Genomic DNA, 13,636 nt, shown 5'->3' with positions numbered 1-13,636 from the left:
CATAGGAGTACAACCAATGAAAACCACGCTGACCCGTAACCTGCTGGCTACTGCCATCGCTTCGGTAATACTGCCTGTTACCGCTTTTGCGGCTGATCCCAAGCCTGGTGGTGACATCATTGTCACCTACCAGAACGACGTCGCCACACTGGATCCTGCCATTGGTTACGACTGGCAGAATTGGTCCATGATCAAAAGTCTTTTCGATGGCCTGATGGATTATAAGCCGGGCACCACGGAATTGGCGCTGGACCTGGCGGAAAGCTATGAACTGTCAGATGATGGCAAGACCTACACCTTCAAATTGCGGGAGGGGGTTAAATTTCACAATGGCCGCGAAATGAAGGCCAGTGATGTCAAATACTCGTTGGAGCGCACTGCCAATCCCAAAACCCAGAGCCCGGGAGCTGGTTTCTTCTCACCGATTCTCGGTTATGACGCAGTTTCCGCCGGTGACACCACGGAACTGGAGGGGGTTACGGTGGTGGATGACTACACCGTCGCCATCGAGCTCAGTGCGCCCAACGCGACCTTCCTCCACGTGATGGGGCTCAATTTCGCTTCTATCGTGCCCAAGGAGGCCGTCGAGGAGCATGGCGCCGACTTTGGTAAAAATCCTGTCGGTACCGGCGCCTATGAACTTGGAGAATGGGCTCTGGGCCGGCACCTGGTGTTCGAGAAGAATGAGGATTATTACAAGGAAGGCGTGCCCTACATCGACACCATTACCTTTGAGGTGGGGCAGGAACCGATGGTCGCCTTGCAGCGCCTGGAACGGGGCGACGTGGATATCGCCGGCGACGGCATTCCACCTGCGAAGTTCCTCCAGTTCAAGAACAATCCCGCTTATGAAGGGCTAATGGTTGTCGGCGACCAGCTCCACACCGGGTACCTGACTCTGAACGTTACCATTCCGCCACTGGATAACCTGAAGGTCCGCCAGGCCATCAACATGGCCATCAACAAGGACCGGATCGTACGCATCATCAACGGCCGTGCCACCCCGGCCAATCAGCCTCTGCCACCAGCGATGCCGGGCTATGATGAAGGTTATGAGGGCTACCCCTTCGATCCCGAGAAGGCCAAGGCCTTGCTTCGTGAAGCTGGCTATGAAGATGGTTTTACAACCGAGCTCTTCGTGATGAACACCGATCCCCAACCCCGGATTGCGCAGGCCATGCAGCAGGATCTGAGTAACATTGGCATCACCGCCGAGATCCGGTCGCTAGCTCAGGCTAATGTAATTGAGGCCGGCGGGGTTCAAGATCAAGCGCCGATGGTCTGGTCTGGTGGTATGGCCTGGATTGCCGACTTCCCGGATCCGGCCAACTTCTGGGGTCCGATTCTTGGTTGTGAGGGCGCCGTTCCCGGAGGCTGGAACTGGGCCTGGTACTGTAACGAAGAGCTGGACGAGATGGGCGACACGGCAGATGCCATGGTGGCCGAACATCAACGGGACGACCGTGCTGAGCTTTGGGGCTCAGTATTTATTGAGGCCATGGCGGATGCGCCATGGGTGCCTATCTTCAATGAGCAGCGCTTCACTGTGCGCTCTGAGCGCATGGCTGGTGATGAATCGCTGTATGTGGATCCAGTCCATGTCCCCGTCAACTATGACTATATCTGGGTAAAATAATGTGCGAACAGACGCTTGTTAAAACCATCCATGGCGCCCATCACCACCATGGATGGGACAACAGTTTTGCTCCCGTCGCCAGGGTTATCCCGGGAAGCATGGTCGAGCTGGAATGTCGTGATTCGGGCAACGGCCATTTCACGCCGGATTCGACGGTAGAGGCGGTAACAACGATGCCCTTCGACAAGATCAATCCCGTAACCGGACCGATCTATGTGGAAGGCGCCGAGCCTGGTGATGTTTTGAAGTTGACTATCGATAGCTTTCGACCGTCCGGTTTTGGCTGGACCGCGAACATTCCCGGCTTCGGATTATTGGCTGACCAGTTCCAGGATCCGGCATTGATGCTTTGGAGCTATGATCGCAGCAGTATGGCACCTGCTGCGTTCGGAAAGTTTGCCAGGGTTCCACTGAAACCTTTCGCCGGCACGATTGGGCTTGCCCTGTCTGAACCAGGGCTGCACTCGGTGGTGCCGCCCAGACGAGTAGGGGGCAATATGGACATTCGCGACCTCAACGCAGGTGCAACGCTCTACCTGCCGGTTGAGGTCGCCGGCGGCCTTCTATCAATCGGCGATACTCATGCCGCCCAAGGGGATGGTGAGGTTTGCGGAACGGCCATCGAGAGCGCTATGGACGTGACCGTTAAAGTCGATTTGATCAAGGACACGGCTCTGGCCATGCCCCGTTTCACAACTGCGGGGCCGGTCACCCGACATCTGGATTCAGCCGGCTACGAGGTCTTCACAGGGATCGGTCCGGACCTGATGCAGGCGGCAAGGGATGCGCTCAGTGGCGCAATCGACTGGATCACCAGGGAGCATCACATGCCTCCTGAGCAGGCCTATATGTTGTGCTCGGTCTGTGGGGATCTACGTATCAGCGAAATCGTCGACATGCCCAACTGGGTGGTGGCGTTTTACGTCCCTCGGCTCGTTTTCGAGTAATGGCAGCCCCATGAATGCTCCAATAAAAGGATCCGTTGTGAAGCGCCCGCTGTTGTCGGTGGAAAAGCTGTCCATTGAGTTTGGTCAGGGATCGGAAAGCAAACGCGTTGTGGATGATCTCAGTTTCACCTTGAACCCTTCGGAAACCCTATGTATCGCCGGTGAATCAGGCAGTGGCAAATCTCTGTCGGCACTTGCGATCATGGGGTTGCTGCCGAAAATGGCGCGGGTGCCGGAAGGTGTCATCCTGTTCCACGATGAAGACCTGGTGGGTCTGTCTGAGCGCCGTCTGCAGCACCTGCGGGGCAGGGAAATTGGCATGATTTTCCAGGAACCCATGACCTCTCTCAACCCGACCATGCGTATCGGCGACCAGATGCTGGAAACTGTGCGCCGGCATAAGCTTGCGACAGGGGCTGGTGCGCATAAACACATCCGGGACATGCTGGAAGCGGTCAAGATTCCACGCGCCGGAGACCGTGTCCGGCAGTATCCCCACGAGCTTTCTGGTGGTCTTCGTCAGCGCGTCATGATCGCCATGGCGATGCTGTGCCAACCTCAGATACTGATCGCTGATGAGCCAACCACGGCCCTGGATGTAACCATTCAGGCCCAGATTCTCGACCTTATTCGTGAGCTTCAGGCCGAATTCAAAACCGCTGTCCTGATGATTACTCACGACATGGGAGTCGTAGCGGAAATGGCGGATAAGGTAGTCGTCATGAACCAGGGCGTGGTGGAGGAAACCGCAGATATCCGCAAGATCTTCACCAGTCCCGACGCTGAATACACCCGGAAATTGCTCGCTGCGGTTCCGCGCCTCGGCACAGCGCCGACCCGGGTGCCCCAGGTGTTCGGTGAGCCGGTGCTGGAGGTTAGTAATTTGCGCGTGCGTTACCCGATGAAAAGCCAAGGGCTCTTCGCCCCGGCCCGGGAAGTGATGGCGGTAGAGGACATCAGTTTTACCCTGCATCAGGGTGAGACCCTGGGAATTGTTGGCGAAAGCGGTTGTGGCAAGTCCACCACCGGGCGGGCTCTCATGAACATGGTGGATTTCGAGGGTGACGTTCGAGTCATGGGCACCAATATCCGAGGGCTCAAGGGTGCTGCGCTTAAAAAACAGCGTCAGGATATCCAAATGGTTTTCCAGGATCCTTACGCCGCTCTTAACCCGCGTAAAAATATTGCTGAATTGGTTGGCGAGCCCCTGCTGATTCACCGCCGTGGTACAGCCGCAGAACGTGAGAGACGAGTAGCTCAACTGCTGGCGCAGGTGGGGCTGCCCGAGGCGGATGCTATGACACGCTACCCTCATCAGTTCTCCGGTGGCCAGCGCCAGCGCATATGTATTGCCCGGGCGCTGGCTCTGAACCCTCGCATCATCGTTGCTGACGAACCCGTGTCTGCGCTCGATGTTTCAGTGCAGGCTCAAGTGCTGGACCTGCTCGAAGAGCTGCAAAAAGACTATGAGCTTAGCTATCTGTTCATTTCCCACGACATGGCCGTGGTCGAAAGGCTGTGTCACCGAGTCGCGGTCATGTATTCCGGTCGCATAATGGAGATTGGTAGCCGCGACCAGGTTCTGCGAAATCCACGTCACCCGTATACCAAGCGCCTGTTAGCGGCTGTTCCGGTGCCGGCGCTGGACCGTAAGCTTACGCCAGCGCCGCTTGACGAGACCGAAGCACCGAATCCTATAAAAGCGAAGGGGCATGTGCCTCCTGCGGTACGCTACGAACAGCCGGAGGAGGGACACTTTGTTGCTGTTTCAGTCTGATTTAAATGTGGGATCTGGTGGTAAAACCGGGTCGACGGCGCGGGCAATAGCCAGTGAGGACGATCTTTGCTTCGTGCTTTCAGTTTCTTTCAGAACAGAATCCAGTTCTGCATCCTTAGGTGAAATTCACCAGCCTGACGACCCGACACAAAAAGGCTCAACGATGCCAGGTGGCGGGTGTTCAGTGGTCCCGCGTTCGCCACTGTCCGGCCTCGCCAGGTGGGGATGAAATCCCTGAAGGGGAGCTGAATGCGGCTCCATTGTTCCGTATCCGGTGTAAAACTGTGCTGATAAACAATGCTGCGACGGTCGGTGCTGTTGCGAAGGCCGATTTTGTAGGTTCTACCATCACCCCGGGCAAGCAGTTCAATACCTGCCCGGGAGGAAGCATCGACGGGTTCGGCCAGGTCCGCTTTGGCAGAGGCGAAGCCTCCGCCGTTTTCAAGGCGAACGGTGCCATAAAAATCGCCATAGCCTTCCTCGGAGCTGACAACCCTGCCGTCGGATTGTCCGCCCATTACGCGATCTCCGAGCGACTCCCAGCTAAGTGGTTGGTTCTGAGGGCCAAACGCAACCAGTGTATGGGCATCGTCGCGGCTGATTGGGCCCGGGCTATTGAGCATCGTCATGAAATGACCTTCGTGATCTTGATACTTGATAGAGGTTGGCGCTGTCCCGTGAATGACGTTGCCGATCATTCTGGACCAGATAATCCGGACAAGCACCCGAATTATCGCGCTGATCGAAAAACAGGCGTAAGATGGTGGTTATTGCCCGGACTTTAAGGGCCGCCGAGCCTGAAAGTCAGTATCCAAAGGAGCGGAGTAGCGGCACAGATAAAGATTAACCTTACTCACTCAGGATAAATCGCATCATGATGTACTACACCCACGAATTGGGACGTCTCGCGCTGACTCCAGCGCGCATGCTGGCCAGTGGTCAGAGCAAGATTCTTCGCCACCGACTGAACCCCTTCTCCAGAGTCCCCGGTACACGCAGCATCGCCTCGGCACTCAAGGTGTTTGAGGATCTCACCAAGCGGTATCCCAAGCCGGCCTTCAATCTGGATACCACGGTTTGCGACGGCGAGACCGTTCTGGTCAACGAAGTCATCGTCAAGCGCAATCCATTTTGCCAGCTGAAACATTTCCAGCGTAACGTGAATCGTCCGGATGACCCCAAACTGCTCATCGTAGCGCCGCTGTCTGGCCATTTTGCATCGCTTCTCAGAGGAACAGTGGAAGCAATGCTGCCGAATCACGACGTCTATATTACGGACTGGCGTGATGCCAGCATGGTCCCGATCACGAAAGGCAACTTCGGGCTCGACGACTATATTGATTACGTTATTGATTTTATTAACCACATTGGTCCAGACACTCATGTTCTGGCGGTCTGCCAGCCGGTAGTGCCGGTGTTGGCGGCTACCGCACTGATGGCCCAGGATGATCATCCTTCAGCGCCTCGCTCTCTGGCATTGATGAGCGGCCCGGTGGATGGGCGGGTTGATCCGACAGAACCCTGTGAGCTGGCAAAGAAGCACAAACTGTCCTGGTTCAGACGTAACCTGATTCACACCGTGCCGGCGCCCTATCCCGGTGCCATGCGCAAGGTTTACCCCGGCTTTTTGCAGCTGACGGGGTTTATCAACATGAATTTCGATCGCCACGTGGATGCCTATCGGGGGCTGTTCAAATCCATTCGTGATGATGACAAGGAGGAAGTTGCGCGCCACAGGGAGTTCTACGACGAATATCTAGCGGTAATGGATCTGCCAGACGCTTATTATCTGGACACCATCGAGCGTGTTTTCCAGAAATTCCAGCTTGCCAAGGGCTCTTTCAGGCACCGCGGCCGGCTGGTAAAGCCGGAAGCCATTCGCAAAACGGCGTTGATGACCATTGAGGGCGAGAAGGACGATATTTCCAGCCCGGGGCAGACCCGTGCTGCCCACGCACTGTGTACCAACATTCCCGACGGCCGCAGGGTTCATCACTTGCAGCCCGGAGTTGGACACTACGGCACGTTTAATGGCCGTCGCTGGCGCGAGGAAATTGCTCCAAGGCTGCAGAAGTTCATTCGCAGCGCCTGAGTCGCAGTTGCTCAGGCCTCTTGTTGCAATCGTTGCCCTCTGCTAATTCGGAAAAAAAGAGCTCACCGTATCTCAGTGGCGGTGAATCAGGGAGAACAAAGATGTCTGAGAAGTCTGTAAAGTCAGTGCCTGACAGTGGAGGGGAGCTCCGTACGGTACGCCAGTCTCTGGTGAGTGCGGGGGCCCATGGTACCCGCCTGGTTACCCGCTCGGTACTCAGGCGCCTGAAAGGTGGCCGTCCCAATCCGGTAAGCATGAAGAGTATGGCGAAACCCTTCGTCCGCTTCACCGCGAAGTTTGCCACTCAGCCGGACGCGGTTATTACTGCCGAGATGCGGCTGCTGCAGAACACAACCATTCTGAGCAGTAGCGCGTTGATGAGCCTGATCAGCAGGGAGCCCATGCGGGTGGCGGCCCCAGAGCGGGGTGATCCCCGTTTCAAGGACGATTCCTGGAACGATACCATTTACTTCAACTTCCTCATGCAGGCCTACCTGATGTCGGATCGGTGGATTAATGACACCATAGACGACGTTCGCGGTCTTGATGAGCGTGACAGGCACAAAGTCCGCTTCTTCACCAACCAGGTCCTGGATGCACTGGCGCCGAGCAACTTCGTTCTGACCAATCCCGAGGTGTTGCGGGAGACGGTAGACACCAGGGGCCGCAACCTGGTGCGCGGCTTTGCCAATTTTCTCAGAGATCTGGACAAAGCCGATGGCCAGCTGTCCTTCAGGATGTCCGATCCGGATGCTTTCGAGGTTGGGGTGAACCTGGCAGACACGCCGGGTGATGTCGTCTACCAGAATGATCTGATGCAGCTGATCCAGTACCGGCCCACAACCGAGACAGTGCATCGTCGACCGCTTCTCGTCGTACCGCCCTGGATCAACAAGTATTACATCCTGGACCTGGGCGCGAAAAAGTCGTTTATCCGCTACTGGGTGGAAAAAGGTCACACCGTATTTGTCATTTCCTGGGTTAATCCCGGAAAGGAACACGCCAACAAGGGATTCGAGGACTACATGCTCGAAGGCCCGGTGGAGGCACTCGACGCCATCGAGAAAGCCACCGGAGAGAGGGAAGTGAACACCGTCGGTTACTGTATTGGCGGAACACTGCTGGGCTGCTCACTCGCCTGGCTGGCAGCGCGCGGTGATGATCGCGTGAAGAGTGCCACTTTCTTCAATAGCATGCTGGACTTCTCAAACGTTGGCGATATCAAGGCTTTCATTGATGAAGACATGATTGCCAAGATGGAAAAGGCCATGAAGAAGCGGGGCTATCTTGATGGCACCGCCATGGCATCCGCTTTCAACATGTTACGCGCCAACAGCCTGATATGGTCCTTCTACATCAATAATTACCTGCTGGGCCGTGATACCCCGCCTTTCGATCTGTTGTACTGGAACACGGACTCCACCCGGCTGCCAGCGGCCATGCACAGTTTTTACTTGCGCAACATGTACCTTGAGAATCGGCTGGTCGAACCTGGTGGAATCACCCTCGCCGGAACGCCGATCGACCTCGGGCAGATCAAAGTGCCTGCCTATTTCGCTTCGGCGATTGAGGATCACATTGCACCCTGGGTGTCCTGTTATAAAGGGTCGCGCTATCTGGGTGGACCAGTTCGCTTCGTGCTGGGTGGCTCTGGCCATATAGCCGGCATCATTAACCCACCGTACAAACACAAGTACGGTTATAGGATCAACGAAAATACTGACCTGTCACCGGATGAATGGCTGGCAGGCGCCGAAGAGTATGAAGGGTCCTGGTGGCCGGATTGGGTCGAATGGGCCAAGCAGTTCGGTGGCGGCGAAGTGGCGGCAAGAACGCCAGGTGAGGGAGAATTGCCGATCATTGAAGCAGCGCCTGGCTCCTATTTGCGCAATGAACCCGCTCCGGAAACGCCGTCGAAACCCAAGGCTGTTGCTGCCAAGCGCACAGCCCGCAAGCCGGCAACCGGAAACTCTTCCCAGAGTCAGAGTAGCCGCAAGTCAGAAAAAACGGGCTGATGACCAGCCCGGCACCGTAAATCTCCACATCAGCCCTGTTTCACCAATTGCAGGGTTGACGCGCCTTCAGTCGCCGCCCAGAATACTGTATATAAAAACAGTATTCTGGGCGGCGACTGCGTTTAAGGCGCTCAGTCGGGGAGAATGTTATGACAGGGCAGAGACCGGTATCCTTTGTTACGGTAAGGCGCCAGTTTGAATTTCGCAGCATCGAGGTCGGTCGATGGGTAACCCCCGAGGAACGAGATCGTGCTGCAGGCCGGTTTTATGGGGCGCTATGCGATCTCATGGCGCTCCTCAGGAGCCCTGAAACCCTGATTTCCCTGCGCGGCACCCTGGGGCTGCAATATGGCATCGGTGGCCGGCCGGGAGTAGCGGCTCACTACATTCCGGCCACCCGGCAGCTGGCCCTGGCCAAGAATGCCGGTGCCGGAAGCCTCGCACATGAGTGGTTTCACGCGTTCGATCACTACATGGGCCACAAGGCATTCCGGCAACTGGAAAAGCACGGTTTTGCCTCCAGCGGCTGGTTGAGCAGTGCCAGTCAGAAAGAGCACCCGCTGAATGACCGTCTGAGTGCCTGCTTCCAGAGGATCCTTTTGAACGAAGACGGCACCGCACCCAGTGCCCTGTTCCGTGCATCAAAGAAAGCGGACGCAGGGCTGAAGGTGCTTTATTACGCCAGGCCGGAAGAACTGTGTGCCCGAGCCTTCGAAGCCTTTGTTGAAGATGCGCAACCCCGGAACAGCTTCCTGGTGCGGGGTACGGTGTATTCTGATGAAGCAAAAGCGGGCCTTTATCCTGAGGGCGCTCAAAGGCAGCAGATCAATGACGCATTTCAGCGTTATTTTGAGGCGCTTGGCGCTGCCCTGTATCGGGAACAGGCTAAAGCCGGCTAGAATTGCCCACGGTTTTGTCCTGATCCAGGGGAAGTAGTATGCCCAAGTTTTTACATACCGCAGACTGGCAGATGGGGCGGGCATTCAGCCGCTTCGAGACAGAGGACGGTGCTGCTCTGGTCGAGGCGCGATTTGAGTCTATCGAGAGAATCGCACGGCTTGCCAATGAGCACCGGTGCGATGCCATTCTGGTGGCGGGGGACGTTTTTGATGCTCAGACCGTCGCCGACCGGACCATCCGCCGCGTATTCAATGCCACCAAAGAATTCACCGGCCCCTGGGTCATGCTCCCGGGAAATCACGATGCGGCTTTGGCAGAAAGTGTCTGGACGCGGGCCAAACGCCTTGGAGCTGTGCCTGGCAATGTTCATCTGGCTCTGGAGCCGGGTACTGTCAATCTGGAACCCCAGGGCCTGGCGATTCTCTGTGCGCCTCTGACACAACGCAATACCTACATTGACCTCACCGAATCTCTCAACACCTGGGAAACCGCGGAGGGTCTGGTCCGGGTCGGTCTTGCCCACGGCAGCGTTCAAGGCCTGCTGCCTGACGAAATCGACTCGGCCAATCCCATATCGCCGAACCGTGCCGAAACAGCCCGCCTGGACTATCTCGCCCTTGGTGACTGGCATGGTACCAGACAGATTGACGAGCGCACCTGGTACAGCGGCACACCGGAGCCGGAGCGGTTCCGTAATAATGACGCCGGCTACGCCCTGATCGTCAACGTGCCCGGGCGGGGCGAACCGCCGGACATAACGGCTGTGGAAACCGCCCGTTATCAATGGCACCAGTGGCGGGAGATTCTGGCCGTAGAGTCGGATCTGGACCAGTTGCTGGAGAGGCTGCAGGCATTGCCCGAGCCGTCCGTGGTTGATCTTCGCCTGGAAGGGTCGGTCACTCTGGCAGGGGAAGAAAAACTGATTAATGCGCTGTCCGTGGCCGAGGCCAGATTCCGCAGCATCCGCTGCGATCGAAGCGGTTTACAGCTGGAGCCCACTGACGATGACATTGCTGCCCTTAAGGCGGACGGGTACGTAGGGGAAGTGATTGAAGATCTCAGGGCCCGACAGCAGGACGACAACGCCGAAGCGGCCCGGGATGCACTCGCCATTCTGGCCGGGTTGCTGAAAGACCGGAAACAGGAGGTGAGCGAATGAAACTGCGTCGCCTGCAAGTGGAGCAGCTTCGCCAGTTCCGGCAGCCTTTTGTAATCGACGATTTGCAACCCGGACTCAACCTGATCCATGGCCCTAACGAGTCCGGCAAGAGCACCCTGGTGCGAGCGATTCGTGCTGCTTTCTTCGAGCGTTACCGGACCAGCTCGGTTGATGATCTGCGCCCCTGGGGTGACTCTGCGGCCGCGCCCACTATCACACTGGACTTTGAAGCCCGGCAAAAATCCTGGCACCTGGTAAAAAGTTTTCTTCAGCGAAAACGCTGTGACCTTACCGTTGACTCCACCAGCTACAGTGAAGACGAGGCGGAGGAAAAGCTCTCCGAGTTGCTGGGATTCCAGTTCTCCGCCAAAGGTGTCAGCAAGCCCGAGCACTGGGGCGTGCCCGGTTTGTTGTGGGTCGAGCAGGGGACCGGGCAGAATATAGAGCAGGCAGTCGAGCACGCCGGCGATCATCTGAAATCGGCGCTCAATTCCCTTGTCGGCGAAGTGGCCAGCACCGGTGGCGACGAACTGGTCGAACAGGTCCGGGCCCGTTGGAACGAGCTGTTTACACCCACCGGCAAGCCCCGCGGGGATTACCAGAAGCTGGAAAAGGAGCGGCAAGAACACCAGCAGCAAATCGATGAGCTGCAGGCTCGCGTTCAGAAATACCAGGAGCAGGTAGACCGCCTTGGCAAACTGACCCAGGATTATCAGCGCACCCAGCGCGAGCGCCCATGGGAAGAGGCCGAACGCCAGCTTGAGCAGGCGCGGGAACGGTATCGCCAGGTAGAGAAGCTGGAGCAACTACAGGCCCAGGAAAAAGAAACCCTGACCCACCTTCAGAGCAGCCAGCAGCTGCTGCGGCAGAACCAGGAACAGCTGGAGAGCCTGAACACAAAACTGGACGTTCGCAAAGCTGAGTTGAATCGATCACAGCGGGATCTGGAGCAGGCAGAGGCCCAAAGCCCGTCCATTGCCAGCAGCGTCCAGCAGGCGAAGGCTGCCTATGAATCCGCCGCCAGGCAAGTCCACCAGGCGCGCCTTGGTGAAACCCGCTCCCGGTTGGAGCGGGACCTACGCCGTCTGGACCAGCAAAACCAGGCGCTGACGGCGAATGTGAAAAAAGCGCGGCAGTACCAGCAGGAGGTCGAACACGCCAGGGAACAGACACGGCAGAACCAGATTGATGCCCACGCAGTAAAAGCCCTTAAAGAAACGGAGCATCACCTCAAAGAAGCATCCATTCGCTCCCAGGCCATTGCAACCCGGTTAACCTGGCAGCTGGAGCCGGGCGCCGAACTGGCGCTGGATAACGAGGCTTTGGAAGGGCAGGGTGAGAAACAACTGCTTGAGGAAGCCCGCCTGGTGGTGCCGGGTATCGGCAAGCTGGGGATCACCCCTGGTGGCGAAGATCTTGCCAGCACCCGGCGCAAGCTCTTTACGCTTGAGCAAAACTTCTCCGAGCAGTTGCAAAAGCTTGGCGTGGATTCCACCCAGCAGGCAGAGCGTCGCCTCACAGCCTATGAGGCCGCAGAACGGGCGCTGCAGCACACCCGCGAGCTGCTCAAGTCTGTTGCGCCCATGGGCCTGGATCAGCTCCTGGTGGAGCAGAAAGAGACTCAATCCCAGCTGCTGAACGCCAAAACCGAACTCCATGACAGCCCGGCGCCAGAACCGGGCCGGCAGCATCAGGCAGTCGATGTTGGCTCAGCGGAAGCTGCACGCACCAGAGCTGAAACGCGACTTGCAGAAGCAGAAGCCGAGGAAAGGAAGCACCAGACGGAGCTCCTGACCCGCCGTCAGACCCGTGACAACGCCGAGGCGGAGTGGCGGCAATTGCAGGACGAGGTGCAGAATCCCGAGCGGCAGAAACAGCTCCAGAGCCTCTCAAAAGAGCTGGCTCAAATCCAGCAGAAGCAGACCCGCCTGGAGGCCACCGTGCAGGCCCGCGAACAGGAAATAAAGCATGCCCACCCGGCCATCCTGAAGCAGGATATCGAACGCTACCAGCGCAGCATCAGCAACCTCCGCCAAAGCCAGGAAGAGCGGCAACGGGAACTCAGGGATATTCAGGTAAGGCTCGAAGCATGGGGCGCGGAGGGTCTGGAAGAGCAACTCAGCAACAAGACAGCTGAACTTGAACAGTGCAGCCGCCGCTATCAGGAGCTGCATCGCCGCGCCCAGGCACTGGACCTGCTGCTCAACTTGCTGACGGAAAAAAGGCAGGCATTGACCCGTCGCTTGCAGGCCCCCTTGCAAAAGCACCTGGACCACTACGTCTCACTGCTGTTCCCGCAAGCCACCCTGGAAGTGGATGAACACCTGAGGCCGGGGACATTCACCCGCGGAACCGAACTGGGGAAGATTGCCGAGCTGAGCTTTGGCGCCCGCGAACAGATGGGGCTGATCAGCCGCCTGGCCTATGCCGACCTGCTGCGTGAAGCCGGCAGGCCCACCCTGGTAATATTGGACGACACGCTGGTGCATAGCGACACAGACCGTCTGGACGACATGAAGCGCATTCTGTTCGATGCGGCCAACCGTCACCAGATACTGCTGTTTACCTGCCATCCCGAAAACTGGAGTGACCTGGGCGTGCCGCCGAGAGACATCCAGGCGATGAAAGAGCAGGTGCCGCGGCCACTACAGAAAACTTACCGATAGGTTATCAGATGGCGTTTCTGAACAAGAGAAAGCAAGAGTTGCAGGCTGCCCTGGAAAAACTGGAAGCGGCCGAAAACCGGATAGCGGAACTGGAGGCGGATTTTCAGGCAATTGAACGATCAGTAGCGTTTCTGATGCTTAGCCGGGATGGGCTTGTCGAAAGGGTCAGTGATGTTTTCCTCGATGGGCTGGGCTATCAGAGAGATCAGCTGATCGGTCAGCACCACCGGGTTTTTTGTGAAGAAGACTATTCACGGAGCGAGGACTACATTGCGTTCTGGCGGGAGCTGGTGACGGGCCACGTCAAGGAAGGGCGCTTCCCTAACCTCAACGCCAGGGGCCAGAAGGTCTGGCTGGAGGCCCGTTATCTACCGGTGCTTTCCGATAAGGGCGTTGTGAAACGGATTGTCGTGCTGGTTAACAGTATTGCGGCGCAATGATGCC

At 57.4% G+C, this 13,636-nt stretch carries 10 protein-coding genes; 9 read left to right on the top strand and 1 reads right to left on the bottom strand.

What is annotated here, in order from left to right:
• Window positions 1-16 precede the first annotated feature (16 nt).
• From DIT71_RS16210 to DIT71_RS16200, 3 genes are read left to right on the top strand one after another with little or no spacing between them, the layout of a single operon-like run.
• Complete coding sequence (locus DIT71_RS16210; RefSeq protein WP_114614279.1) at window positions 17-1,636, top strand: ABC transporter substrate-binding protein; 1,620 nt, start codon at window positions 17-19, stop codon at window positions 1,634-1,636.
• The gene (locus DIT71_RS16205; RefSeq protein ID WP_114614278.1) at window positions 1,636-2,583 is read left to right on the top strand and encodes an acetamidase/formamidase family protein; all 948 of its coding nucleotides are present in this window, start codon (window positions 1,636-1,638) and stop codon (window positions 2,581-2,583) included. Before DIT71_RS16210 ends, DIT71_RS16205 begins: the two co-directional genes overlap by 1 nt.
• 10 nt (window positions 2,584-2,593) lie before the next feature.
• Window positions 2,594-4,360, top strand: a complete 1,767-nt coding sequence (locus DIT71_RS16200; RefSeq protein ID WP_114614277.1) for an ABC transporter ATP-binding protein — start codon at window positions 2,594-2,596, stop codon at window positions 4,358-4,360.
• A gap of 89 nt (window positions 4,361-4,449) precedes the next feature.
• Here DIT71_RS16200 and DIT71_RS16195 read toward each other — a convergent pair whose 3' ends face one another.
• Window positions 4,450-4,983, bottom strand: coding sequence for a CIA30 family protein (locus DIT71_RS16195; RefSeq protein WP_114614328.1), 534 nt, complete (start codon window positions 4,981-4,983; stop codon window positions 4,450-4,452).
• Between the two features lie 251 nt (window positions 4,984-5,234).
• Between DIT71_RS16195 and DIT71_RS16190 the strand changes: the two genes are divergently transcribed.
• The 6 genes from DIT71_RS16190 to DIT71_RS16165 all read left to right on the top strand — a co-directional run bounded on the left by DIT71_RS16190 (window position 5,235) and on the right by DIT71_RS16165 (window position 13,632).
• Window positions 5,235-6,452, top strand: coding sequence for a polyhydroxyalkanoate depolymerase (locus tag DIT71_RS16190; protein ID WP_114614276.1), 1,218 nt, complete (start codon window positions 5,235-5,237; stop codon window positions 6,450-6,452).
• A gap of 101 nt (window positions 6,453-6,553) precedes the next feature.
• Entirely contained in the window at window positions 6,554-8,467 is a 1,914-nt protein-coding gene (locus tag DIT71_RS16185; RefSeq protein ID WP_114614275.1) for a PHA/PHB synthase family protein, read from the top strand.
• A 149-nt stretch (window positions 8,468-8,616) separates the two neighbouring features.
• Window positions 8,617-9,366 carry a CLCA_X family protein gene (locus tag DIT71_RS16180; protein ID WP_114614274.1) on the top strand — a complete coding sequence of 250 codons (750 nt, stop codon included), beginning with the start codon at window positions 8,617-8,619 and terminating at the stop codon, window positions 9,364-9,366.
• Between the two features lie 38 nt (window positions 9,367-9,404).
• Complete coding sequence (locus DIT71_RS16175; RefSeq protein ID WP_114614273.1) at window positions 9,405-10,526, top strand: metallophosphoesterase family protein; 1,122 nt, start codon at window positions 9,405-9,407, stop codon at window positions 10,524-10,526.
• Entirely contained in the window at window positions 10,523-13,192 is a 2,670-nt protein-coding gene (locus DIT71_RS16170) for an AAA family ATPase (RefSeq protein WP_114614272.1), read from the top strand. The genes DIT71_RS16175 and DIT71_RS16170 overlap by 4 nt, the downstream gene beginning before the upstream one ends.
• A gap of 8 nt (window positions 13,193-13,200) precedes the next feature.
• Window positions 13,201-13,632, top strand: coding sequence for a PAS domain-containing protein (locus tag DIT71_RS16165; RefSeq protein WP_114614271.1), 432 nt, complete (start codon window positions 13,201-13,203; stop codon window positions 13,630-13,632).
• Window positions 13,633-13,636 lie beyond the last annotated feature (4 nt).

The organism is Marinobacter vulgaris (assembly GCF_003344045.1).
Lineage (GTDB): Bacteria > Pseudomonadota > Gammaproteobacteria > Pseudomonadales > Oleiphilaceae > Marinobacter > Marinobacter vulgaris.
This window is presented reverse-complemented; position numbering and strand designations above follow the sequence as displayed.